Annotated in this window: 19 protein-coding genes; 12 read left to right on the forward strand and 7 right to left on the reverse strand. The window is 72.4% G+C overall.

Annotated features, from left to right (window positions below; translation table 11 throughout):
- Positions 1 to 161: 161 nt before the first annotated feature.
- The 7 genes from ACFPZN_RS45180 to ACFPZN_RS45210 all read left to right on the forward strand — a co-directional run bounded on the left by ACFPZN_RS45180 (position 162) and on the right by ACFPZN_RS45210 (position 10,109).
- The gene (locus ACFPZN_RS45180) at positions 162 to 656 is read left to right on the forward strand and encodes a hypothetical protein (protein ID WP_378289264.1); all 495 of its coding nucleotides are present in this window, start codon (positions 162 to 164) and stop codon (positions 654 to 656) included.
- The gene (locus ACFPZN_RS45185) at positions 656 to 2,047 is read left to right on the forward strand and encodes a hypothetical protein (RefSeq protein WP_378289267.1); all 1,392 of its coding nucleotides are present in this window, start codon (positions 656 to 658) and stop codon (positions 2,045 to 2,047) included. Before ACFPZN_RS45180 ends, ACFPZN_RS45185 begins: the two co-directional genes overlap by 1 nt.
- Positions 2,044 to 3,426: a VWA domain-containing protein gene (locus ACFPZN_RS45190; protein ID WP_378289269.1), complete on the forward strand. Its 1,383-nt coding sequence runs from the start codon at positions 2,044 to 2,046 to the stop codon at positions 3,424 to 3,426. Before ACFPZN_RS45185 ends, ACFPZN_RS45190 begins: the two co-directional genes overlap by 4 nt.
- Before the next feature lie 18 nt (positions 3,427 to 3,444).
- Positions 3,445 to 4,560, forward strand: a complete 1,116-nt coding sequence (locus tag ACFPZN_RS45195) for an ATP-binding protein (protein WP_378289271.1) — start codon at positions 3,445 to 3,447, stop codon at positions 4,558 to 4,560.
- Positions 4,561 to 4,897: 337 nt separating this feature from the next.
- Entirely contained in the window at positions 4,898 to 6,268 is a 1,371-nt protein-coding gene (gene iscB / locus ACFPZN_RS45200) for an RNA-guided endonuclease IscB (protein WP_378289273.1), read from the forward strand.
- The gene (locus ACFPZN_RS45205) at positions 6,265 to 9,030 is read left to right on the forward strand and encodes a DUF5682 family protein (RefSeq protein WP_378289275.1); all 2,766 of its coding nucleotides are present in this window, start codon (positions 6,265 to 6,267) and stop codon (positions 9,028 to 9,030) included. The genes iscB and ACFPZN_RS45205 overlap by 4 nt, the downstream gene beginning before the upstream one ends.
- Positions 9,031 to 9,248: 218 nt before the next feature.
- Entirely contained in the window at positions 9,249 to 10,109 is an 861-nt protein-coding gene (locus ACFPZN_RS45210; protein ID WP_378289277.1) for an LLM class F420-dependent oxidoreductase, read from the forward strand.
- A gap of 643 nt (positions 10,110 to 10,752) precedes the next feature.
- Here ACFPZN_RS45210 and ACFPZN_RS45215 read toward each other — a convergent pair.
- A complete protein-coding gene (locus tag ACFPZN_RS45215; RefSeq protein WP_378289279.1) occupies positions 10,753 to 11,775 on the reverse strand; it encodes a DNA polymerase IV in 1,023 nt (340 codons plus the stop codon).
- 170 nt (positions 11,776 to 11,945) lie between these two features.
- Here ACFPZN_RS45215 and ACFPZN_RS45220 point away from each other — a divergent pair, with 170 nt between their 5' ends.
- A complete protein-coding gene (locus ACFPZN_RS45220) occupies positions 11,946 to 12,977 on the forward strand; it encodes a hypothetical protein (protein ID WP_378289281.1) in 1,032 nt (343 codons plus the stop codon).
- Here ACFPZN_RS45220 and ACFPZN_RS45225 read toward each other — a convergent pair.
- On the reverse strand, positions 12,974 to 13,435 hold the full coding sequence (locus ACFPZN_RS45225; RefSeq protein ID WP_378289283.1) for a cupin domain-containing protein: 462 nt from the start codon (positions 13,433 to 13,435) through the stop codon (positions 12,974 to 12,976). The genes ACFPZN_RS45220 and ACFPZN_RS45225 overlap by 4 nt on opposite strands.
- Positions 13,436 to 13,495: 60 nt before the next feature.
- Between ACFPZN_RS45225 and ACFPZN_RS45230 the strand changes: the two genes are divergently transcribed.
- Positions 13,496 to 14,059 (forward strand): TetR/AcrR family transcriptional regulator, encoded by a 564-nt coding sequence (locus ACFPZN_RS45230; protein WP_378289285.1) that lies wholly within the window; start codon positions 13,496 to 13,498, stop codon positions 14,057 to 14,059.
- Positions 14,060 to 14,099: 40 nt separating this feature from the next.
- Here the strand turns inward: ACFPZN_RS45230 and ACFPZN_RS45235 are convergent, their stop codons facing one another.
- Entirely contained in the window at positions 14,100 to 14,948 is an 849-nt protein-coding gene (locus ACFPZN_RS45235; protein WP_378289287.1) for an LLM class flavin-dependent oxidoreductase, read from the reverse strand.
- A 99-nt stretch (positions 14,949 to 15,047) separates the two neighbouring features.
- Positions 15,048 to 15,491: a MarR family winged helix-turn-helix transcriptional regulator gene (locus ACFPZN_RS45240; protein ID WP_378289289.1), complete on the reverse strand. Its 444-nt coding sequence runs from the start codon at positions 15,489 to 15,491 to the stop codon at positions 15,048 to 15,050.
- Positions 15,492 to 15,609: 118 nt separating this feature from the next.
- Between ACFPZN_RS45240 and ACFPZN_RS45245 the strand changes: the two genes are divergently transcribed.
- Positions 15,610 to 16,455, forward strand: coding sequence for an NAD-dependent epimerase/dehydratase family protein (locus tag ACFPZN_RS45245; RefSeq protein ID WP_378289291.1), 846 nt, complete (start codon positions 15,610 to 15,612; stop codon positions 16,453 to 16,455).
- A 180-nt stretch (positions 16,456 to 16,635) separates the two neighbouring features.
- Here ACFPZN_RS45245 and ACFPZN_RS45250 read toward each other — a convergent pair whose 3' ends face one another.
- The gene (locus ACFPZN_RS45250; RefSeq protein ID WP_378289293.1) at positions 16,636 to 17,607 is read right to left on the reverse strand and encodes a zinc-binding dehydrogenase; all 972 of its coding nucleotides are present in this window, start codon (positions 17,605 to 17,607) and stop codon (positions 16,636 to 16,638) included.
- 83 nt (positions 17,608 to 17,690) lie between these two features.
- Positions 17,691 to 18,290 carry a CGNR zinc finger domain-containing protein gene (locus ACFPZN_RS45255; protein WP_378289295.1) on the reverse strand — a complete coding sequence of 200 codons (600 nt, stop codon included), beginning with the start codon at positions 18,288 to 18,290 and terminating at the stop codon, positions 17,691 to 17,693.
- Between the two features lie 85 nt (positions 18,291 to 18,375).
- On the opposite strand from ACFPZN_RS45255, the gene ACFPZN_RS45260 reads away from it, so the two are divergent.
- Both ACFPZN_RS45260 and ACFPZN_RS45265 read left to right on the forward strand, forming a co-directional pair.
- Positions 18,376 to 19,170 carry an MBL fold metallo-hydrolase gene (locus ACFPZN_RS45260; RefSeq protein WP_378289297.1) on the forward strand — a complete coding sequence of 265 codons (795 nt, stop codon included), beginning with the start codon at positions 18,376 to 18,378 and terminating at the stop codon, positions 19,168 to 19,170.
- Positions 19,171 to 19,344: 174 nt separating this feature from the next.
- On the forward strand, positions 19,345 to 21,168 hold the full coding sequence (locus tag ACFPZN_RS45265) for a DUF6745 domain-containing protein (protein ID WP_378289299.1): 1,824 nt from the start codon (positions 19,345 to 19,347) through the stop codon (positions 21,166 to 21,168).
- A gap of 15 nt (positions 21,169 to 21,183) precedes the next feature.
- Here ACFPZN_RS45265 and ACFPZN_RS45270 read toward each other — a convergent pair.
- Positions 21,184 to 21,759, reverse strand: a 576-nt coding sequence (locus ACFPZN_RS45270; protein WP_378289301.1) for a sigma factor-like helix-turn-helix DNA-binding protein, incomplete at its 5' end; no start/stop codon positions are given.

A 21,759-nucleotide genomic window follows, 5' to 3' on the forward strand; every position in this document is an offset into this window, starting at 1 on the left:
GTCTGAAGATCTGTTCATATGACGAAGCGTCGCCGAGACGCCGCCTCCTTGTCAACCGGTACCCGTCTCCGCCCAGGTCACCGGTGGCGCCGGATTCTGTCGGAGGAGACCGGTAGAACTCTTGGCATCCGACGGGCCGCGAAGGTGGAGGTCGACAACTCATGAATTCCGGCGAGGCCGGGTGGGAGGAACGGAGCGCGGTGCGCGTGGTGCCGCCCGTCCAACCACGCAAACTGGTCAAGGTGCCGTTCGTCGAATTGGCGGAGGGGCGCCTGCAGGGGGTGGTGTCGAGCGGTTCGGACATCGCCCGGGTGTACGTTTCGTCGATCGCGGCGGAGACGCACCATTTCAATTGCAGCACCAACAACAACCGGCCGTGCGGCGGCGCCGGCGGGAACTACCGCTGCAAGCACCTCAAGGCGCTCATCGACGAGGCGGTCAAGCAGTACGGCCTCGAACGCGTCGCCCGCTACCTGAAGGTCGAGGCGTCCGACGGGGACGACCTGAACTACCTCCTCCAGGGCACCCAGGAGAAGGCCCCGGCCGCGATGGTGTTCAGCCGGTTCCTGCGCCACCTGGCCTACCTGGAGGTTCCGGCCAGCCCGGAGCCCCTCACCGAGATGCACTGGTTCCCGGCCTTGGGGGCGGTCCGCTGATGCAGGGAGTACAGCTCGCCGGGCTGCTCGCCGAGACGCCGCCGGGCGTCGGGGAGGCGCTGGACGCGGTCGCCGGGTTCGACGCCGCGCTGACCGACGGCCTCGCCCGGCTCGGCCCGAAGCACACCGAGGCCCTCAACGCGCTGGCCGGAGCGGTGGGCGCGTCCCCGCTCGGCCCCGCGGTGGCCGACGCGTCCGCGGGGCTCGGCACCGGCTCCATCGGCGTCGCCGAGCTGACCGCGCTGGCCGGGGCCCGCGCCGCGCTGCTCGGCTCGGTGCACGACGCGCTGCTCGACCGCCTCGACGGCGCGCTCGGCCGCACCCGTCCCACCTGGGAAGAGGCCTCCGCCGGGGAGGAGCCGGTGCCCGCCGACCTGCTCGCCGGAGGCCGGTCCTGGCTGCAGGAGCTGGCCATCGCCGGCTGGCGGGGCGTCGACGACGGGCTGGTGTCGGCCGCCGACCAGGCGCTCGAGTCGCTGTGGGCCGAGCCGCGGCTGCGCCGCCTCGCCGTGCTGCTCGACGGCCTCGCCGCCGAGCTGCGCGCCTCGTGCCCGGTCGCGACGATGGAGCGCATCCCGGAGCGCCGCTGGGCCGACCTGTGGACGCGCGCGGTGCTGCTCTCGCATTCGGGGAGCTGGACGGGCGGCACGGCCGCCGTCTCCGGGCGGCTCCTGCCCCTGGGCGTCGACGTCCACGAGCACGGCACGCTCGTCCAGGCGCAGCTGCACGCGGTGCTGGAGCCGGCGGGGGAGGGGCCGGTGCGGCTCGTCCGCGTCGCCGTCGCCGCCGCCAAGGTCGACACGATCCTCGGCCCCGCGGTGTGGAAGCTGCTGGAGGCGTACCCGACGCTGCTCGCGGCCCTCGCCGAGCACCGCTCCGTCGACGTCGACGGCATGTCCCTGACCTCCGGCGGCGACCTGCTCTGGGACGAGGAGCGCGCCACCGCCGGCAACCCCGCCGACCCGTTCGCCACCGCCCGCGTCCGCCTCTCCGACGCGCAGGCCCCGGCCGTCCCGCCGCTCGACCGCCACCCGGTGCGCGTCGCCGAGCCGGTGCTCGTCGAGGGCTACAAGGCCGCGCGCGACGGCACGTTCGACCTGAACGGCGAGACCCTCGCCGTCGACCTCGACCGGCTGCCGCCCAGCGGCCCCCTCACCCCGCAGCTGGTCGGCGCGTCCACCGCGTGCATCGGCCTGCTCCGCTGGGACGCCGGGCGCTGGACGCTCCAGCCGCTCGCCGTGCAGGGCGCCGTGAAGAAGCAACCGGTCGAGGCGCACAACGGCGACTGGGCGCAGGGCCCCACCGACCCCAAGGTCGTGAAGGCGCAGGCCCGCTCGGGCGACGCCGTGGCCGTCCTCACCGAACGCGCGGGAAGGCTGCTGCGGAAATGACCGAGAGCGATGAGGTCCGCCGGCAGGTTCTGCTCTGGCGGCTGCTGGGACGGGTGTTCGACGCCGAGGAGCAGCCCGCCCTGGAGGCGGCGAGCCTGGCCGTCGTCGAGGAGCGCGGGCTCCCGGCGGCGCTGCTCGACCCGGGTGTCACGGTCGACACCGTCCTGCAGCGCTTCCCCGAGCTGGAGCCGGAGATCCGCGACCCGCTGGCCGAGGGCGACGGCGGCGACCGGGTGCGGCGCGCGGCGCTGGTGTCGAAACTGCTGCTGAACGCGTTCTGCACGGGCTCGGGCGACGTGTCGGCGACGCGGCTCGCCGCCTGGCAGCGCGACGCCGAGTGGCTGCGCCGTGCCCTCGGCGCGTGCGCGGGCGACGGCCCCGGCCAGGGCACGGGCACCGGGCAGGGCGGCGGCACCGGTACAGGCGCGGACGGCGGCAAGAGCGGCGGGCAGGGCCGCGGATCCGGGGCCGGTTCGGGATTCGACGTCACCGACGCCGACCTCAACGCGGTGCTGGCCAATCTGGAAGGCGACCTCGTCCGGCGGATGCGGCTGCGCGAGGTGCTCGCCGACCCGGCGCTGGCGAACAAGCTCACCCCCAGCATGTCGCTGATCGAGCAGCTGCTGCGCGACAAGCACAACCTGTCCGGCGAGGCCCTCGCCAACGCCAAGGCGCTGATCAGGCGGTTCGTCGACGAGGTCGCCGAGGTCCTGAAGACCCGGGTGGAGAAGACCAGCACCGGCAAGATCGACCGCAGCGTCCCGCCCAAGCGGGTGTTCCGCAACCTCGACCTCGACCGGACGATCTGGAAGAACCTGGTCAACTACGACCCGGCGGAAGAGCGCCTCTACGTCGACCGGCTGTTCTACAAGCACACCGCCCGCCGCACCACCCCGGCGCGGATGATCGTGGTGGTCGACCAGTCCGGGTCCATGGTGGACGCGATGGTCAACTGCACCATCCTGGCCTCCATCTTCGCCGGGCTGCCCAAGGTCGACGTGCACCTGATCGCCTACGACACCCGCGCGATCGACCTGACGCCGTGGGTGAACGACCCCTTCGAGGTGCTGCTGCGCACCACGCTCGGCGGCGGCACGCACGGGCCGGTCGCGATGCGGATGGCCCGTCCGAAGATCGCCGACCCGCGCAACACGGCGCTGGTCTGGATCTCCGACTTCTACGACGACCGGAGCCTGCTGAGCGACTTCGGGGCGCTGCGCCGGTCCGGGGTGAAGTTCATCCCGGTCGGCTCGGTCAACAGCTCCGGCCAGGCCAGCGTCGACTCGTGGTACCGGCAGAAGCTCAAGGAGCTCGGCACCCCGGTGATCTCCGGCCACATCGACAAGCTCGTGTTCGAACTGAAGAACTTCCTCACCTAGAGACGGAGTCCCCCCGACATGACCGACGACATGCTGCGCGCCCCGGCCGAGGTCAAGTACGCCGAGGAGCTCGACCACCTGGAGTCGATCGACGACGGGCCCAAGCCGTTCTCGTGGCGGCTGAGCCCGCGGATGGTGCGCACCTTCATCCTGGGCTCCGAGCGCTCCGACGGCCTCGACCGCGACGTCCCGCAGAAGTGGTTCGGCGACCGCACCTTCGTCGAGCGCGCGATCGTCACCCTCGCCTCCGACCGCGGGCTGCTGCTGATCGGCGACCCGGGCACCGGCAAGTCCTGGCTGGCCGAGCTGCTGTCGGCGGCGATCAGCCGCAACTCGACGCTGGTCGTGCAGGGCACCGCCGGCACCACCGAGGACCACATCAAGTACTCCTGGAACGTCTCCATGGTGATCGCCAAGGGGCAGTCCCGGGAGTCGATGATCCCCTCGCCCATCATGACCGCGATGGAGCGCGGCGTGATCGGCCGGTTCGAGGAGCTGACCCGCTCCACCAGCGACGTGCAGGACGCGCTGATCTCCATCCTGTCGGAGAAGTACGTCTCCATCCCCGAGCTGGACACCGACAACACCGTGTTCGCCCAGCCCGGCTTCTCCATCATCGCGACGGCCAACAGCCGCGACCGGGGCGTCAACGACCTGTCCTCGGCCCTCAAGCGGCGCTTCAACTTCGTCCGCATCCCCGTGGTGACCAGCAAGAAGGCCGAGTCGGAGATCGTCCGGTTCCGGACCAGCGAGCTGCTGCGGCGGCACCGGATCGAGCTGGAGGTCGCGCCGTCCCTGCTGGAGGTGCTGCTGCAGAGCTTCGCCGACCTGCGCGCCGCCGCCGCGTCCGCCCGCAGCGACGACGAGAAGCTGGAGTCGGCGCTGTCGACCGCCGAGCAGATCGGCGTGCTGGAGGACGCGATCCTGCACAGCCAGTTCTTCGGCGAGCGCGCGCTGCGCGCCGAGACCCTCGCGTCCTCGCTGGTCGGGTCGCTGGCCCGCCGCACCCCGGAGGACCTGGCCATCCTCAACAAGTTCTGGCACGGCGTCGTCGAGCCGCGCAGCAAGAAGGAGGAGGGCGAGTGGCAGGGCTTCCTGGCGGGCGGCCGCGAAGCGCTGGCGAAGCTGTCGTAACGGGATCCCCCGCCTGAGGGCGGGAGCTCTCGGCCCGCGTGGTCGAGGCCGCCGTTACCAGACCTGCCGACATACGAAGGAGGTGACCTTGTCGGCGACGTTCCATGCAGGACGGAAGACCCACCCCCCTGTGCTTCCTCAGCAGGTGGCGCTGGAATTCGAGTCAGTAGACAACCCCAGGATCAGGGACGAAACAGGACTCGAAGACCGCCTCATGCAGGTGGTACCCGGTGTGGGACATGGTCGAGGGGAGACCGCCGGTGGTTCACCTGCCGTCGGCGGCGTCACCCCCGGACCCGCCCGGGTCGGGGAGAGGCACCGTGAGGTGCACCCATCGGTGTTCGTGCTCGACAAGCACGGCGCACCGCTGCAACCGACCACGCCCGCCCGGGCGCGCAAGCTGCTGACGTCCGGCCGGGCGGTCGTGCACCGCCGTACTCCGTTCGTCATCCGCCTTAAAGATCGCACCGTCTCAGAATCCGAGGTGGAGGGTGTGGAACTGGGCATCGACCCCGGCAGCGCACACACCGGCATCGCGGTGTTCACCGCACGGGCCGGTGAGCGGCGCGGCCGATACGGCATCCGACTCGGCCATCGCGGTGCGACCATCCGCGAAAGGCTTCAACAACGCGCCGCCTACCGGCGCGGCCGCAGGTCACGAAACCTGCGGTACCGCGCCCCGCGGTACCGCAACCGCCGCCGCCCGGACGGGTGGCTTCCTCCAAGCTTGCGGCACCGGGTGGACACTACGGTGGCGTGGGTGGACCGCTTGACCCGCTGGGCGCCTGTCCGTGCGGTGCATGTGGAGCGGGTCGCGTTCGACACCCACGCCCTGTCCGCAGGTCGCCCACTGGAGGGCGCCGAGTATCAGCACGGGACCCTGCACGGCTACGAGGTCCGCGAATACCTCCTCGCGAAATTCGGCCGGGCTTGCGTGTACTGCGGCGTCAACGGGGTGCCATTGAACATCGACCACGTCCACCCCCGTAGTCGGAGCGGCTCAGACCGTGTCTCGAATCTCGTCCTGGCCTGCGTGCCCTGTAACCAGGCCAAGGGCAACCGGCCGGTCGAGCAGTTCGCCCCCCAGCGGGCCGCCCAGATCCTGAGGCGGGCCAAGGCCCCGCTCCGGGATGCCGCGGCGGTGCAGTCCACTCGGTGGGCGCTGTGGCGGGAACTCGACGCACGGCTTCCCACCCACGTCGCGTCAGGCGGCCGCACCAAGTGGAACCGCACCCGCAACCGCGTGCCGAAGTCCCATACCCTCGACGCACTATGCGTGGGCACGCTCGACATCATCACCCAAACCGTTCACCAAGTGCTCGTTGCAGCCTGCACCGGCCGCGGTCAGTACCAGCGGACCAAGCCTGACAAGTACGGCTTCCCGCGCCTCCGCCTCCCACGACTCAAGCGGTTCTTCGGCTTCACCACCGGAGACCACGCCCGCGCCGTCGTTCCGACGGGGAAGTACGCCGGCACCCACACAGGCCGCGTCGCCGTACGCGCCTCCGGCACATTCACCATCCGCACCCGGAACGGCCACGCCACCGCGCACCACCGGCATTTCACCCTGCTTCAGCGTGCCGACGGCTACGCCTACACCATCCATCCCGAGGAGCCCTCCCGCCCGATGCCGCACCGCGCCGCGTCCGCGGGACTCGTCTCCTCCCCGCCTGAAGGCGGGGTTCTTCACGCGAGGAGTTCCCAATGACCGGCCCGGCAATCGACAACGCGACCGATCTGGGCGACGTGGGTGCGGGGCCGTTCGGCGGGCTGCGCGGGCAGCTGCTCGGGGCGGCCGAGCGGTTCGGGTCCGGGCCGGTGGCGGAGATCCTGGGCGGGCTCGTCGAGGACGTCGACCGGGCGCTGCGCGAACCGCTGGAGATCTTCCCGGTGTGCCACCACTCGCCGTCCTCGGCGACCGCGATGGCCCGCCGGCTCCGGGAGAAGCGGCCGAAGGTCGTCTACCTGGAGCTGTGCGAGGACCTGCGGCCGCTGCTGGACGAGCTGCACAACTGCACGCTGCCGGTCGCGCTGCAGTCGTTCGCCACCGACATCGACGGATTCCCGGCGAAGTGGGCGCCGCTCAGCGTGGTCGCGCCGCTCACCGAGGCGTCCGCCGAGTACCAGGCGATCTCGTACGCGCTCACCACGCCCGGCGTGGAACTGGTCCTGGTGGACCGGTCGACCGACCACGTCTTCCAGTGGGAGCCGCGCGAGGACGCCGAGGCGGGCAACGCCGACGACGACGAGACCGCGCTGCACGGCGACGCCGTCGGCGTCGAGATCGGCGACCTGCGGCCCCGCTTCGCCGAGCTGGAGGAGCACCTGCTCCACCACGGCAAGGTGCGGCACTGGTCGGAGTGGTGGGACCAGTACGTCGAGCAGCCGCTGGTCGACGCCGACCACGACACCTACCGGCAGGTCATGGTGCTGATCGGCAGCCTGTTCCGGCGGCTGCGGCCGGAGGGCTCCGACCGCACCGCCGTCGACGAGGACCGCGAGCGCTACATGTGGACGCGGATGCGCGAGCATCTGGCGTCCTCGGGCGCCGACCCCGCCGACTGCCTGTACGTGTGCGGCGCCTTCCACGCGGCGAGCCGGGTGGAGGAGTTCGGGCTGCACGGCACGGGCACGTTCGAGATCACCCCGCGCACCGCCACGCGCTGGCAGTACGGGCTGATCCCGTCCAGCCACTCGGCGATCGAGGCCCAGTTCGGCCTCGCGCCCGGCTCGGTGTCGATCGCCGCCGCGACCTGGGCGAAGGCGCTGCGGCGCAGCGGCCTCAAACCGTTCCGGCTGGGCAAGCGGGCACCGAAGAAGGCTCCGGCCGCGAAGCCGCCCGCCCCGCAGGCCCCCGTGACCGACCGGCTGTCGGACTTCCTGACGGCGGCGCCCGCCACCGACGGCCTCGACGAGCAGGAACTCCTCGGCTGGTGCGTCGACATCGTCCGGCTGGCCCGCAAGAACGGCTACGCCTCCAGCACCGCCGACGCCATCGCGGTGTACGAGACGTCCATCCTGCTGGCCGGGATCCGCGGGCGGCGGCGGCCGACGCCGTACGACTTCCAGGACGCGGCGATCACCTGCATCGAGAAGGACGCGGTGCCGGGCCGCCGCGACGTCGCCCGCCTGTGCGAGATCCTGCTCGGCGGCGACCGGGTGGGCGAGGTCGGCTACGACGCGCTGCCGCCGCTGGCCCGCGACGTCCTCGACCGGCTCAAGCCGCTCGGCCTCGACCTGGAGAAGCGCACCATCCAGCGGGCGCTGCTCAACCTGGACGCCGACCCGCACCTGCGCCCGTGCTCGGACCTGCTCTGGATCCTGCGCCGGCTGGTGCCGCACGACGCCGTCCAGCCCATCATGGGCTCGCGCCGCCTGGGCGAACGCTCCATCCAGGAGAGCTGGGACCTGGCCATCGGCCGGAACATGCGCTCGATCGTCGAGCTCGGCTACGAGGGCGTCACCATCGAGCAGGTGCTCGAGCAGCGGCTCCGCAAGGCGGTGCACGCCCCGCAGGCGACCGCCGCCCACGCCCTCGAAGCCGTCGAGGACGCCATCCTCTACCTGGGCGCCAGGCGCTTCACCGACGAACTGGGCGCCCGCGCGGTCGAACTTCTGGCCGCCGAGCGCACGGTGGACGACGCGCCCGAGGTCCTGCGCCGCGTCCGGCGGCTGCTCACCCACTACCAGGCGACCGAACCGGAGTTGCCGGAGTGGTGCCAGGCGTTCGTCACCGCCGGGTACGCGCACTACTGCACCCTCCTGCCGACCGCGTTCACCGACGACGCCACCGGCGTGCGGCAGGTCGCGGCGATGCTCGGGTTCCTGCTCGGCATGGAGAGCCTGGCGCTCTCGCTCGGCTGCGACCACACCCAGCTGGAACTGGCCGTCCAGCAGTCGCACCCGGAGGCCCCCGCCAAGGTCGCCCTGCTGTGGGCGGCGCAGACACAGCTGGGCCTCCTCCCCCTGGACGAACTGCGGCGGCGGTGCGACGAACTGCTGGACAACCCGCTGGTCGTCCCGTCGTTCCCGCTCTACCTGAGCGGTTTCGTCCAGGCCCTGGAACCCGCCCCGGCACTCGCGTCGCTGGTGGTGGAGGTCCTGTCCAAGGCGTTCGCCCGGCTGCCCGACACCGTCCTGCTGCCGTGGCTGCCGAAGCTGATCACCACCCTCAAGGACCACGCCGCGGAGATGGTCCCGGTGCTGGTCAGAGAGGCGGGCCGCACGTTCCCCGCCACCACCCAGGCACTCGACGCATGGGTCCCGCCCTGGTCCGCCCAGGCCGCGCCGCCCCCCTCCACTCTCGCCGGAGGCCCCACCAGCGAACTCCTGACCACCCATCCCGCGACCTGTGACGCCGTCGCCGCCCTCCTGGGCCTCTCACCCGACTGGCCCACCACAACGACCGGCTCCGCCCTCCTGACCGAGTACCCGACCACCACCAACGCCATCGCCGCCCTCCTCAACTGAACGACACCCCCGTCCGGGCGGCAGGCCCTAACCCAGCCCGCCGCCCGGACACGCGCGCGACCCGATAGGCAACACCGCTCCACCCGCAGGTCACGTCCGGTGCCTGACCGGAGCCCGGCGCCGAGCGTGGATGCGACATGCGGCCCGGCTCCGGTGGCGCTGTCTCAGGCGCCGCTAGGCTTGATCGATCCGGGCGGGCTGAAGAAGGGAACGGCACTGTGAAGCTTTCTGGGGTCGGCGTGTGGAGCCAGCAGCTGCGGTACGGCGACGCCGCGGAGTCGGCGGAGGCCGCCGCGGAGCTGGAGGAACTGGGCTTCCGCGCGCTGTGGGTTCCGGACATCGGCGGACCGGTCTTCGACGCGGTCGGCCACCTTCTGGAGGCGACCCGCGAGACGGTCGTGGCGACCGGCATCCTCAACCTGTGGATGCACACGCCGGAGGAAACGGCCGCCTCGTTCGCGTCGCTGTCGGCGGCGCACGGTGACCGGTTCCTGATGGGCATCGGGGTGAGCCACGCCCCGCTGGTGGACGCCTCCGAGCCCGGCCGGTACCGCAAGCCGCTGGCGGCGATGACCGGCTTCCTCGACGGCCTGGACGGCGCGGATCAGCCCGTGCCCCGGGAGAGCCGGGTGCTCGCCGCGCTCGGCCCCAAGATGCTCAAGCTCGCGGCCGAGCGGGCCGGGGGCGTCCACCCGTACCTGGTCCCGCCGGAGCACACCCGGCAGGCCCGCGAGGCAGTGGGGGACGGGCCGCTGGTGCTCCCGGAGCAGACGGTCGTCCTCTGCTCGACGCGGGACGAGGCCCGCGCGATCGGCACCGACTGGCTGCGCGGATACCTCTCCCTGCCCAACTACGCGGGCAACCTGCTGCGCCTGGGCTTCTCGGCCGAGGACGTGGAGTCGGTGAGCGACCGCCTGTTCGACGCCCTGATCGCCTGGGGCGACGAGGACGCCATCAAGCGCCGAGTGGACGAGCACCGCGCCGCCGGTGCCGACCACGTGTGCGTCCAGGTGCTCACCGCCGACTCGAGCGCCTTCCCCCGCGAAGAATGGCGCCGCCTGGCCACCGCCCTCCGCTAACACAACCCCACCTCGAACAAGGCCCCGCCGCCACACCCCGCCCCTCACGCAAGGCGGGGCCGCCAAACCCCGGCCCCGCCTCCCGTGCGTGCCTGCCTCCCGCCCCGATCTGCCCCCACGTCGGGCCCGCCTTCAAAGCCCGCCCCTGTCTTTTCGTGCCGGGCCCGCCTCCGCGTCGGGCCCCGCCTTGCGTGACCGGGTTTGCCTGTCGGTTCGCCTCCCGTGTCGGGCTCGCCTCCCGTGGCCGGGCTCGCCTATCGTGACCAGCCCTGCCTTCCGCGCGTGCCTGCCTTCCGTGCCGGTCTGGCCTCCCGTGTCGGGCTCGCCTTCCGAGCCTGGCCCTGTCTTTCGTGCTGGACCCGCCTCCCGCGCCCGGGCTTGCTTTTCGTGCCGGGCTCGGCTTCCGTGACTGGGCCCGCCTTCCGTGCGTGCCTGCCTCCAATGCCGGGCTGGCCTCCCGCGTCGAGCCCGCCTTTTGTGGCCGGGTTCGCCTTGTGCCGAGCCTGCCTCCTGCGCCCGAGCTCGGCTTTCGTGGCCGGGCTGGCCTTCTGTGCTGGATCCGCCTGTTGGGCGGTGGGTCTGTCTTTTGGTAGGGGCCTGTTTCGTGCCGGGCTGGTCTTTCCGGTTGGGGGTTGGGTTTCGCTTAGCGGGCGAAGTCGGTGCGGACGCCTAGCAGGCGTACTGGGCGCCGTTCGGTGAACTGGGCGAGGGCGGCGAGGGCTGCGGTCTCGATCTGGGACGCCTCGGTTGTCGGGGTCTCCAGGGTCCGGCCGTGGGTCTGGGTGATGAAGGGCGCGTAGCGGACCTTGACGATGACGCGGACGGTGTCCCTTCCGTCGTCCGCGACGTCCTTCGCGACCTTGCGGGCCAGGTTCGCGACCTCGCGGCGGACGTCCTCCCAGTCGTCGAGGTCGTGCTGGAAGGTGGTCTCCCGGCCGTGGGAGCGCGGGACGTACGGTGCGCTGGTCACGGGCGAGTGGTCCTGCCCTCGGGCCAGGCGCACCAGCCATGGCCCGGTCGTGGGGCCGACGTGCGCGGCGAGGGCGGACGGATCGGTGGCCGCGAGTTCGCCGACGGTGCCGATGCCCAGCGCCTTCAGACGCTTGGCGGTCTTGGCGCCGATGCCCCACAGCGCGTCGGTGGGCCGGGCGCCGAGCACCTCGAACCAGGTCTCGTGGGTGATCCGGAAGACGCCGGCCGGTTTCCCGAAACCGGTCGCCAGCTTGGCCTGGAGTTTGTTCTGCCCGATGCCCACCGTGGATTCCAGGTCGGTGGCCGCGCGGATCCGGTCGCGGATCTCGTCGGCCGTGGTCTCGGGGTCGTCGGTTTCGACGGCCAGGAACGCCTCGTCCCAGCCGAGCACCTCGACCACGGCGTCGAACCCCCGCAGCGCCGCCATGAACTGGGACGACGCGGCCTCGTAGACCTCCCGGTCGACGGGCAGGAACACCGCGTCCGGGCAGCGCCGCGCCGCCGTGCGGAGCGGCAGGCCGGAGTGCACGCCGTGGACGCGGGCCTCGTACGAAGCCGTGCTGACCACCCCGCGCTTGGTCGGATCGCCGTCCCCGCCGACGACGACCGGGCGTCCGCGCAGTTCCGGGTGGCGCAGCACCTCGACCGCGGCGATGAACTGGTCCAGGTCGACGTGCAGGACCCAGCGAGCCATAACTCACGTTATCCCTGGTCCAGGTGGGCCGTTCTCGCCGCGGGGCCCCACGGCGAACGGGATCCGTGAAGGGTAGATCTTTTGGCGCCGGACCGTCTGCCGCGCATGTTACTGCTGCTCAGGGGCGGGTAGCGGGCCCGGAGGGCCACGGACCGAGCCCGGGGGGAGCGATGGGCCACGAAGAGCCGGAACGGCGGCGAAGCGGATCCGGCGGCGGGGCGGAGGACCCGGTCGGTGCGCCGGAGAGGCGGGTCCGGGTCGACGAAGAGCCGGACGTCGATCTCGACGTCCCGGAGCTCAAGGTCGACGAGATCTCCCTCAAGGTCGAGAACCTGGAGGCGCATGTCTCACTCGTGGCGCAGGTCCTCGATCTGCTCAGGCTGTCGGTCGGCGCGGACGTGGCCCTCGGCAAGGTCGAGCTGGACATCAAGGGGGTCGAGGCGGAGGCGCACCTCAAGGTCCGGCTCGGCAACGTCGCCGTCATCGTCGACCGCGTGCTGACGACGCTCGACCGCAATCCGGAGATCCTTCAGCACATCGGCCGCGGCCTGGAGTCGGCCGTGCGCGACATCGGCGCCGGAACCGGCTCGGCGGTGGACGAACTCGGCAGGGGTACTGGCGGAGCGGTCAGGGACGTCGGCAGGGGTGCGGGAAGCGCCGTGGAGGACGTCGGCAGGGGCGCAGGCGGCGCGGTCGAGGACGTCGGGAAGGGCGCTCGGGGCGCGGTGGAGGACGTTGGCAGGGGTGCTGGGGGCGCGGTGGAAGGTGTTGGGAGGGGTGCTGGAGGTGCCGTGGAGGGGCTTGGGAAGGGTGCTGGGGGTGCGGTGGAGGGTGTTGGAAGTGCTGTTGAGGATGTTGGGAAGGGGACGGCTGGGGCGGTGGGTGATGTCGGGGCGGGTACCGGCGATGTCGTCCGCGACGTGGGTGAGAAGGCGACGAAGGGCGAAGGTGCCGCGCGTACGAAGCCCGGCGGATCCGCGGACGACCCCGCGCCGCCGACCAGGCGCAGGCGCAGGCGAGAGGCCGACCCCGGGCGAGAACGAACGCGCGACCCTGATCCGGAGGAGGTCACGGCGCTTCAGAACGCGCTGCACGAGGCCGAGGATTCGGTGCGCGATCTCGGACGGACGCTGCTCAGGATGGTCTCCCCTCGGCACTCCGGCCCGTCCGGCGAGAGGGACGGGCCGGGGCCGGGTGGCTAGGGCTGCTCTTCGTAGGTGATGTCGTACTTGGCGGCGATGGGGTTGAGTTTGGCCGGGTCGAGCCTGCCGTTGGTGGTGACCTTGGAGCGGTCTTCGAACATGTCCTCGATGAAGCACTCCCAGCCGCCCGGCGAGGAGATCTGGAGGAGCCTCGGCGGTGTCGAGCCGGGGCGCAGGGCATGGGGGACGCCGTGCGGCAGCAGGACGAACCGCCCGGCGGTGGCCGTGTGCGTCCGGTCGTCGAACTCGACGATCAGCTCGCCGTCCAGCACGTAGATGCTCTCGTCGGCCTTGTGGTGGACATGCCGGGGGATGCCCTGGGCGAGTGTCACCTCCAGGAGCGAGAACTTGCCCTCGGTGTCGGCGGTCGTGGCCTTGACGGTGAACGCCGGGGGGACCGGGACGCGGGTCGGGCGTCCCTCGGCGGCGTCCAAGAGAATGAAGCGGTCTGCGGACATGATGCCCTTCCGGAATCGGAATCCAGTTCCGGATAGAGTCTAGACGAAGGACTGCACCGGATGTCAGAGCAAGCCGCCCGCAAACCGCGCGCCGACTCCGCGCGCAACCGTGTCCGCGTGCTGCAGGTGGCCTGCGACCTGTTCGCCGAGCGCGGGGACGAGGTGCAGATGGCGGAGGTCGCCCAGGCGGCCGGGGTCGGCGTCGGCACCGTCTACCGGCACTTCCCGACCCGGCAGGCCCTGGTCGACGCCGTCGCCGAACGGCGTTTCGCCGAGATCCTGGCGTTCGCGCGGACGCGGTGCCTGCCCGACCCCGACGCGCGGCGGGCCCTGGCCTGTTTCCTGAGCCGTATCGGCACGGTGCACGAGCAGGGGCGCGGCCTGTCCGAGGCGATCGAGAAGGCCCTGGGCTCGACCGAGCCGCGGGGTGAGGTGGGCGCCGAACTCCTCGCGCTGACGGGCGCCTTGCTCGAACGCGGCCAGGCCGACGGCGCCTTCCGTGCGGACGCCACCGTCGCGGACCTCTACATGATCGCCGGAGCCGTGGCGGCGATCAGCCGGCACACCTTCGGTGATTGGCGGCGGTTCATCGACCTCGCGCTCGACGGCCTGCGCCCGCGATGAGCACTCTTGCCGGCCGAGCCGACGGCGGTCGACGCTCGCGTCAGCGGGGCGGGCCGGCCTCGATTCGGCGGACGGCGGCGTCGTACTCTCCCGGCTGGGGCCGGAAGCCCTCCAGCCACCAGGTGGCGCCCGCGTCCGCGATGGGCTCGACCGTCTTGCGGGCCGCGCCGGGCTCGTCGGCCGGGGTACGGCCGGTGATCACCACGTCGAACGGCCCGGTGGTGTCGCGCTGCTCGCCGATGTGCGCGACGACCTCGGCCACCACCTCCGCGGTCGGCGTCCAGGAGCCGTCCGGTCCGAACACCATCGGGACCACGCCGTCCCAGCGGGCGGCCCGGCGCAGCGGCACCCGGTTGGGCCAGTTGCAGCCGATCCACACCGGCGGGCGCGGGCGCTGCACCGGGGTCGGCGCGAACGTGACGTCCGCGGCGGTCACGTGCTCGCCGTGGAAGTCCACCCGCTCACCGGACCACAGCCCGGCCAGCACTGCCAGGCCCTCGTCCAGCCGCTGCGCGACGACCCGCGGTTCCACCGGTTCGCCCCAGGTGCCGAACTCGGCCTCCAGCGTGAATCCGAGGCCCGCTCCGAACACCAGCCGCCCGCCCGAAAGCCGGTCCAGCGAGGTGGTCTGCCGCGCCAGTGTTCCGGGACGCCGCCGGGCGACCGCGGTGACCAGCGGGCCGAGCCTGATCCGTTCGGTCGCCGTGGCCGCCACCGTCAGCAGCACCCAGGGGTCGGCCACCTCGTACCGCCGGCCGTGCGGGAAGACGACGTGGTCCCAGACGAAGAAGCCGTCCCAGCCGGCCTCCTCCGCCCGGCGGGCGAGGTCCGCGAAGTGACGCGCGTCAACGAACTCGTCGAGATTGGGCACGCAGATGCCGTAGCGCATGCGGGAAGTCAACTATGGAAACCCCGCCGCGGCCAGAGTGACTCCGCGGGCGCAGGTGTCTCCTGGCACGTCAGGAGGTGTTGGCCACAACCGGCGCCGTCAGGGTGTCTTCGGGCGTAGCCGCAGGGAGAGCCGGTGGAGGGTGTCCAGGTCGCCGGAGGACAGCTCCGACAGGATGGCGGGCGGCTCGTAGAAGCGGCTCATCAACTGCGTGCGCAGCTGCCTGCCGCGGCGGCTCAGGACGACGACCTTGACGCGCCTGTCCTTCTCGTGGGCCTGGCGCTCGACCAGGCCCTGCTTCTCTAGGCGGTCGACGATCCAGGTGACGGTCGAGGCGTCGCAGCGCCACATGTCGGCCAGCGCGCGCATAGGTTCGCGATCGCCAGGGACGAGGCGCATGAGGGCCTTGAGGTCGCCCGGGCTGACACCGAGCTCGGCGATCGACTCCAGGTGGCGCTCGTGCTCGTCCAGGAAGAGGTCGTACAAGGCCTCCCAGAGCTCGGACCTGAGCCGTTCGTCCTGCTCGGAACCGCGTTCCTCCATGACGGTCATCGTACGGCCGTCGCACGGTGCAGAATATTTGATGGCTCCAAAGGTTGGATATATCCAAGCTTCTGCTAGCGTCGGCACCGACAGCACATCGAGCCTTCGGGAGTCTCGTATGACCATCCTGGTGACCGGGGCGACCGGCCGGGTCGGCAGCCGGTTCGTCCCCCGCCTGCTCCAGCAGGACGAGTCCGTGCGGGTGCTCGTCCGCGATCCCGTCCGGGCCGAGCCCCTCGAGCGGCTCGGCGCCGAGGTCGTCGTCGGCGACCTGCGCGAGACCGGCGACCTCGACGGCGCGCTCAAGGGCGTCGACGCGGTCGTCCACCTCGGCGCGGCGTTCCGCGGCGTGCCGGACGAGGAGGCGGTCAGCGTCAACCACACCGCCACCGTCGAACTGGCCGAGTCGGCCCTTCGGGCGAACGTCACCCGTTTCGTCTATGCCGGGACCACCCTCGTCTACGGCCCGGGGCACGGCCGCCCGGTCCGGGAGGAGGACGACCCCGTCCCCCCTGACCTGGCCTACACGACGAGCAAGACCGCGGCCGAGAAGGCCCTCCTCGACCTCCACCGAACCGAGGGACTGCCGCTGCGCATCGCCCGGCTGGCGTTCGTGTACGGCGAAGGCGACGCGCACCTGGCCGAGTCGCTGATGTGGGCGCGCGACTGGCCGCCGCACAAGCGCCTGCACATGGTGCACCACGCCGACGTCGGCCAGGTCCTGCTGCGGGCGCTCCGGGCGGACGGCGTGGACGGCGAGATCTTCAACGTGGCCGACGACGCGCCCGTCACCGCCCTGGAACTGCTGGACCTCAACGGCGAGCCGGCCGCCGAGGAGGCGGCGGGCAGGACGCTCGACGATCCGTGGGAGGGCATCGTCGACACCTCAAAGATCCGCCGCCTGCTCGGCTTCCGCCCGGTCTATCCGACCGTCTACACCGCCAAGGACGCCGGGGCGCTCTGATCGCCTCAGCGGGGCGATGAGCGGGACGCGCTCGGCGGGGCCGGTCAGCGCCCGGCCGCTCGTCCAGCGGCCGGGCCGTTCACCTGCACCACGACGGGGCCGGTGGCGTGCCCGGCCCGGTACGCCTCGACCGTGCCGCGCAGCGCGTCCGAGTCGAAGACCACCAGCGTGACCCGGATCTCAGAGCAGGAGCAGGGTCTTGCCCAGGGCGTCGCGGGTTTCGATGGCGGCATGTGCGTCCGCGGCGCGTTCCAGTGGGAAGGTCTGCCCGATGACCGGGCGGATCCGGCCGGCGGCGGCTTCCGCCATCACCTGCTCGGCCCAGCGGCTCATCTTCGGCCCGAACCCGTACAGCTGCTCGATCCCGAGCACCTCCACTCCGCGCCGTCGCGCCTGGTCGGCATCGATCGCCGTCGGCTCGCCGCTGGAGGCGCCGTGCACCGAGAACCGGCCGTCGCGGGCCGTCACCTCGAACGCGGCCCGCCCCACCTCACCGCCGACACCGTCGAACACCACATCGGGGCCCGCCCCGCCGGTCGCCGTGAGCACGTGCCGGGTCCAGTCCGGCTCGGAGTAGTCGACCACGGCCTCGGCGTCCAGGTCGCGGACCAGGTCCAGCTTGCGCGCGCCGCGTGCGGCCCCGACGACCCTGGCGCCGGCGGCCCGGGCCAGTTGCGTGAGCAGGCTGCCCACGCCGCCGGCCGCCGCCTCGACCAGCACCCAGTCCCCGGGACGGATTCCGGCCGCCTCGACCAGTCCGAACGCGGTGCTGCCGTCGGTGTGCAGGGCGGCGGCCTCGGGCAGCCCGAGCCCTTCCGGCACCGGGATCAGTTCCCGGACGTCGGCGACCGCCCGCTCGGCGAACCCGCCGGTCTCCCCGGTTCCGGCGAGGACGCGCCGTCCCGACCAGCTCGGATCCACCGCCTCACCGAGCGAGCCCACGCGGCCGGCCACCAGACCGCCCGGCACGTACGGAAGCTCGGGCTTGGCGTGCCACCTGTCGACGCCGCGCCGGATCTGCGTCTCGACGAACGTGATCCCCGCCACCGAGACCTCGACGACCACCTGACCCGGTCCGGCGACCGGATCGGGGGCCTCGCCGGGTACGAGCACCTCGGGACCTCCGAAACGCACCGCCTGCACGACGCGCATGCACATCACCCTCCACGTTCCGATTCGGCACCGCCACAGCAGAGCCTTCAACCTCAACCAGGGTCGAGGTCAACTCGGGAGTGTCAGTCTTCTTTCGGCTGGGTGCGGCGGGCGTAGGCGCGGGCGGCGCGGGCGCGGTCGCCGCAGCGGGTGGAGCACCAGTGGCGGCGGCCGTGCCGCAGCAGATAGCGGTTGCAGGGGGCGGAAGCGCAGGCGGTGAGGCGTTCGGCGTCGGGTCCGGTGAGGAGGTCGGCCGCGTTGGCGGCGAGGGTCGCGAGAGCGTGGTCGAGGATCTCGTTGGTGGGGCACGGCGCGGCGCGGTAGGGGCCGTTCTTCTCGTCCCAGTGCAGCAGGGGAGCGGTGGGGACCCTGCTCAGCGCGTCGTTGACGGCGGACAGGGCCCCGGGCAGCGCGGGAAGGCCGGCGACGCGGGCGGAGAACAGCGCCCTGACGTGTTCGCGCAGTGAGCGCAGCTGCGTCGCGCACATCTCCTGGATTCCGGCGTCGGCCGGGGCGAGGCCGCGTTCGAAGAGCCACCGGTTGGTTCCGGCGGGCGTGCCGAGGAGATCGACGAAGTGCCCGCCGGGCAGCGCGACGGCGCTGTTGACGAAGTCGAGGGCGAGGTGGTCCTCCGCTCCCGGCGCGGGCGGCGGGGCGGATTCGGCGGTCGGGGACTCCCTCATGGCTCTCATGGTACGAGTTGCGCCCGTCCGTGAGAAACGGTTACCGTCCTTCACGGATAGACCGCTTCTCATCCGTGAGGTTTCGATGACCGGTTCCAGCACCAGCGCGACCCGCGAGCGGATCCCCGTCCGCGTCCTCGGCGGCCCGACCGCCCTGTTCGAGTACGGCGGCCTGCGATTCCTGACCGACCCCACCTTCGACGCCCCCGGCGAGTACCCCGTCCCGGGCGGCCGGCTGACCAAGACGGCGCCCTCCGCCGCCGCACCGGACGACCTCGGACGCATCGACGTGGTCCTGCTGTCCCACGACAAGCACCCCGACAACCTCGACGACTCCGGCCGGGCGCTTCTCGCCGGCGTGCCGCTCACCCTCACCACCCCCGGCGGCGGCGAGCGCCTGGGAGGCGGCGCCAAGGGACTGGCCGACTGGGAGCAGGTCGAGCTCGACCGCCCCGGTGGCGGGACGGTCACCGTCACGGGCGTGCCCGCCGTCCACGGCCCGGGCGCCCGCGAAGAGGTCGAACCGATCACCGGCCAGGTCGTCGGCTTCGTCCTGACCGGGGAGGGGCTGCCCACGGTCTACGTCAGCGGCGACAACGCCTCCCTCGACGCGGTCGAGCAGATCGCCGGACGCTTCGGCCCGGTCGACACCGCCATCCTCTTCGCCGGGGCTCCCCGCTTCGACATCCTCTTCGACGGCGCGCTCATCGTCCTCGACAGCGCCCAGGCCGCCGAGGCCGCCAGGATCCTCGGCGCCCGCCGGGTGGTGCCCGTCCACTGCGACAGCTGGGCCCACTTCACCGAGGGCCGCGACGAACTGGTCGCCGCCTTCACCGCCGCCGGGCTGGCCGACCGCCTGGACCTGGACCGTCCCGCCTGAGCGGGCGGACGGGCCGGGCGGCGCCCGAGGCCCGGCCCGTCTCGGCTTCGCCCAACGAAAGAACCCTCTGGTGCCCGCCGGGCCGGCCGCCGCCGCGGCGGCGTTTCGGGGGAACCCGGACGGCCCCGCGGGTCTCAGAATGAAGATCCATCCGCCGAACACCGAGGAACACCCATGGGACCAGAGGACCGGCTGACCGCCGAGCAGCGCAGGCGCGTCGACGAGCTGTGCGGGCGGTGGGAGGCGCGTGCCGCCGACCCGGACCGCCGCGATGCCGAGCGGGCACTGGCCGAGTTGTACGACCACCGCGGCTGGGAGCGTCCCAAAGCCGTGATCTGGCTGGAGTCCCCGCTGGCGGGCGCCATCGCGGCGCGGACCCTCTTCTACGGCCACCGGTACCTCGACGGCGACCTGCAACTGGAGGCGCACCGCACGTGGATGAGCGCGACCACGGCACGCCTGGAAAGGACGTTCGGCCGCAAGGAGCCGGACTCCTTCGAGGAGAACGAGCCCGCCGCCGCCAGGTGGCGGCTGCCGGACGTGCGCTCGGCCCACAACCTCTCCTACGACCTGGACGAGCCCGACCTGGCGGCCGTGTTGCGGCGCGTCGGCGAGCCCGCCTGGGCGATCAACAGCGGGGTCGCGCCCTGGTTCCAGCAGGAGGCGCTGTCGCCCGCCGCCCCAGAACGTTTCGCGGCCGTCGGCGCCGGCGTCCACGCGCTCCTGCTCCGCGCGCTGGAACCGGTGTTCCCGGCGGGGGAGTGGGGGACGGTCGGTGCCGCGCTGCGGTCCTGCGCCGACGCCCCGCATACCGGCGACTGGAAGCAGTGGCGGCAGGTGTGGGGGGCGGTGCGCGCCCCGGAGAACCACGCGACGCTGATCCTGGAGGCCGTGCGCGGCGGAAAGGCCGGAAAGTCCGGGCCGCTCCAGGCGCGGCTGCGCCTGGCGCCGGCGGTCGGCTGGTGGTGGGCGCTCAACGACATCGCGCTCCTCACCCCTCCCCCTGCCGAGGTCCACACCGACGACTCGGGACGGCTGCACCGCGAGGACGGGCCGGCCGTGCGCTACGAGGGCGGCTTCGCGCAGCACTGCTGGCGGGGGCAGCCGGTGCCGTCCGACCTCATCGACCCCGGATGGAGCGCCGCCGACATCGCCTACGCCTCCGACGAGGAGCTGCGGCAGCGCGCGGTGCGTGAGTTCGGTACCGCCTCGTACGCGGCCGTCCTCTCGGCCGAGAACGTCGCCCCGGATCTGCGCCGCTGCGCGCTGGAGCGCCTGGGCTGGCCCCGGTTCGCCGCCGAGGCGCCGCTGGCGGCGGTCGCCGGGCCGGTGGCCGACCCCGGCGATCCCGGCTGCGAGCTGGCGCTCTACGACGTCCCCGCGACGGTGTTCGGCTGCGAGGCCCGGGTGGTGGTGCGCACCGGAGGCGCCCGCCACGGAGCCGCGCTGCCGGTTCCGCCCGACGCGACCGATCCGGTGGACGCCGCGGCCTGGCTCGGCGACGCCACCCGCCCCCCTTCGCCGGAGCCGGAACTGCTCACGCGCATCCGCCAGAGCGAACCGCTGCGAGATGAGCTGGCGCGACTCGATTTTGAGATGTCCCATCCCTCGCATCTCGAGCCTGTCGAAGAGCTCCACCTGCTCGGAGGCGCCCGCCTGGAGCCGATCGGCGGGCACGGCACCGGCGGCACCTACTTCCTGTGCGGCGACGGTCCCCGCCGCCCGGTGCTGTACGCCGACTCCGAAGGCGGCTACCAGATCCTGGGACGCGACCTGACCGAGGCCCTGGAGTTCATGGTGAGCGCCGAGCCCGCCGGCGACGACCCGGAGGAGGAGGACACCGAGGCCGCCGAGGCCCTGGGCGTGCGACCGCTGTCGCCGGAGGAGTACCGGAAGCGCCTGGACGAGGCCGAGGCGCTGGCGGGCGCCCTCATCCTGGTGATGACCGCGGAGGGCAACGCCTACGAGTACCGCCGCCAGACGTGGTTCCGGTGCTGATCGGCCGAGGGCGTTTCAGCGCGTCGTCCAGGAGCGGAGCTTCTCGGGGTTGCGCACGGCCCAGATGTGCTTGATCCGGTCGCCGACGACGTCGAACGCCACCACGACCACGGTGACGCCGTCCAGCCGCGCCGCCAGACCGGGCTGCCCGTTGACCGTGCGCTCCAGGATCTCCAGTCCGGGCGCCTTGACGGCGACGTCGACGAAACCGCGCGCGACCTGCTCGTCGCCTTCGATGGGGCGGAGCACGGCGGGGACGAGGCCGCCGCTGTCGGCGATCGTCCTGACGTCGGGGTCGAGGAGGCCGATGAGGGCGTCGATGTCCTGGGCCTCCCACGCCGCCTTGAACTCGCGGACGATGCCGGCCTGCCGGGCGGACGGCGTCGCGGGCTCGATCGCCGTCTCGGCGGCCCGCGACGCGCGGATGCGGCGGCGGGCCGAGGAGGCCAGCTGGCGGCACGCCGCCGGCGTCCGGCCGACGATCTCGGCCACCTCGGCGAAGGTGTAGCGGAAGACGTCGTGCAGGACGAACGCGACGCGCTCGGCCGGGGTCATCGATTCGAGCACGACGAGGAAGGCCATGTTGACCGA

It is taken from the genome of Actinomadura rugatobispora, from assembly GCF_042656285.1.
GTDB lineage: Bacteria > Actinomycetota > Actinomycetes > Streptosporangiales > Streptosporangiaceae > Spirillospora > Spirillospora rugatobispora.

Coding starts and splice junctions, on each gene's coding strand:
- ACFPZN_RS45220 (WP_378289281.1), top strand. CDS start 11,946: ATGGGCCACGAAGAGCCGGAACGGCGGCGAAGCGGATCCGGCGGCGGG.
- ACFPZN_RS45235 (WP_378289287.1), bottom strand. CDS start 14,948: ATGCGCTACGGCATCTGCGTGCCCAATCTCGACGAGTTCGTTGACGCG.
- ACFPZN_RS45265 (WP_378289299.1), top strand. CDS start 19,345: ATGGGACCAGAGGACCGGCTGACCGCCGAGCAGCGCAGGCGCGTCGAC.
- ACFPZN_RS45190 (WP_378289269.1), top strand. CDS start 2,044: ATGACCGAGAGCGATGAGGTCCGCCGGCAGGTTCTGCTCTGGCGGCTG.
- ACFPZN_RS45245 (WP_378289291.1), top strand. CDS start 15,610: ATGACCATCCTGGTGACCGGGGCGACCGGCCGGGTCGGCAGCCGGTTC.
- ACFPZN_RS45185 (WP_378289267.1), top strand. CDS start 656: ATGCAGGGAGTACAGCTCGCCGGGCTGCTCGCCGAGACGCCGCCGGGC.
- ACFPZN_RS45215 (WP_378289279.1), bottom strand. CDS start 11,775: ATGGCTCGCTGGGTCCTGCACGTCGACCTGGACCAGTTCATCGCCGCG.
- ACFPZN_RS45205 (WP_378289275.1), top strand. CDS start 6,265: ATGACCGGCCCGGCAATCGACAACGCGACCGATCTGGGCGACGTGGGT.
- ACFPZN_RS45260 (WP_378289297.1), top strand. CDS start 18,376: ATGACCGGTTCCAGCACCAGCGCGACCCGCGAGCGGATCCCCGTCCGC.
- ACFPZN_RS45230 (WP_378289285.1), top strand. CDS start 13,496: ATGTCAGAGCAAGCCGCCCGCAAACCGCGCGCCGACTCCGCGCGCAAC.
- ACFPZN_RS45240 (WP_378289289.1), bottom strand. CDS start 15,491: ATGGAGGAACGCGGTTCCGAGCAGGACGAACGGCTCAGGTCCGAGCTC.
- ACFPZN_RS45180 (WP_378289264.1), top strand. CDS start 162: ATGAATTCCGGCGAGGCCGGGTGGGAGGAACGGAGCGCGGTGCGCGTG.
- ACFPZN_RS45250 (WP_378289293.1), bottom strand. CDS start 17,607: ATGCGCGTCGTGCAGGCGGTGCGTTTCGGAGGTCCCGAGGTGCTCGTA.
- ACFPZN_RS45225 (WP_378289283.1), bottom strand. CDS start 13,435: ATGTCCGCAGACCGCTTCATTCTCTTGGACGCCGCCGAGGGACGCCCG.
- ACFPZN_RS45255 (WP_378289295.1), bottom strand. CDS start 18,290: ATGAGGGAGTCCCCGACCGCCGAATCCGCCCCGCCGCCCGCGCCGGGA.
- ACFPZN_RS45195 (WP_378289271.1), top strand. CDS start 3,445: ATGACCGACGACATGCTGCGCGCCCCGGCCGAGGTCAAGTACGCCGAG.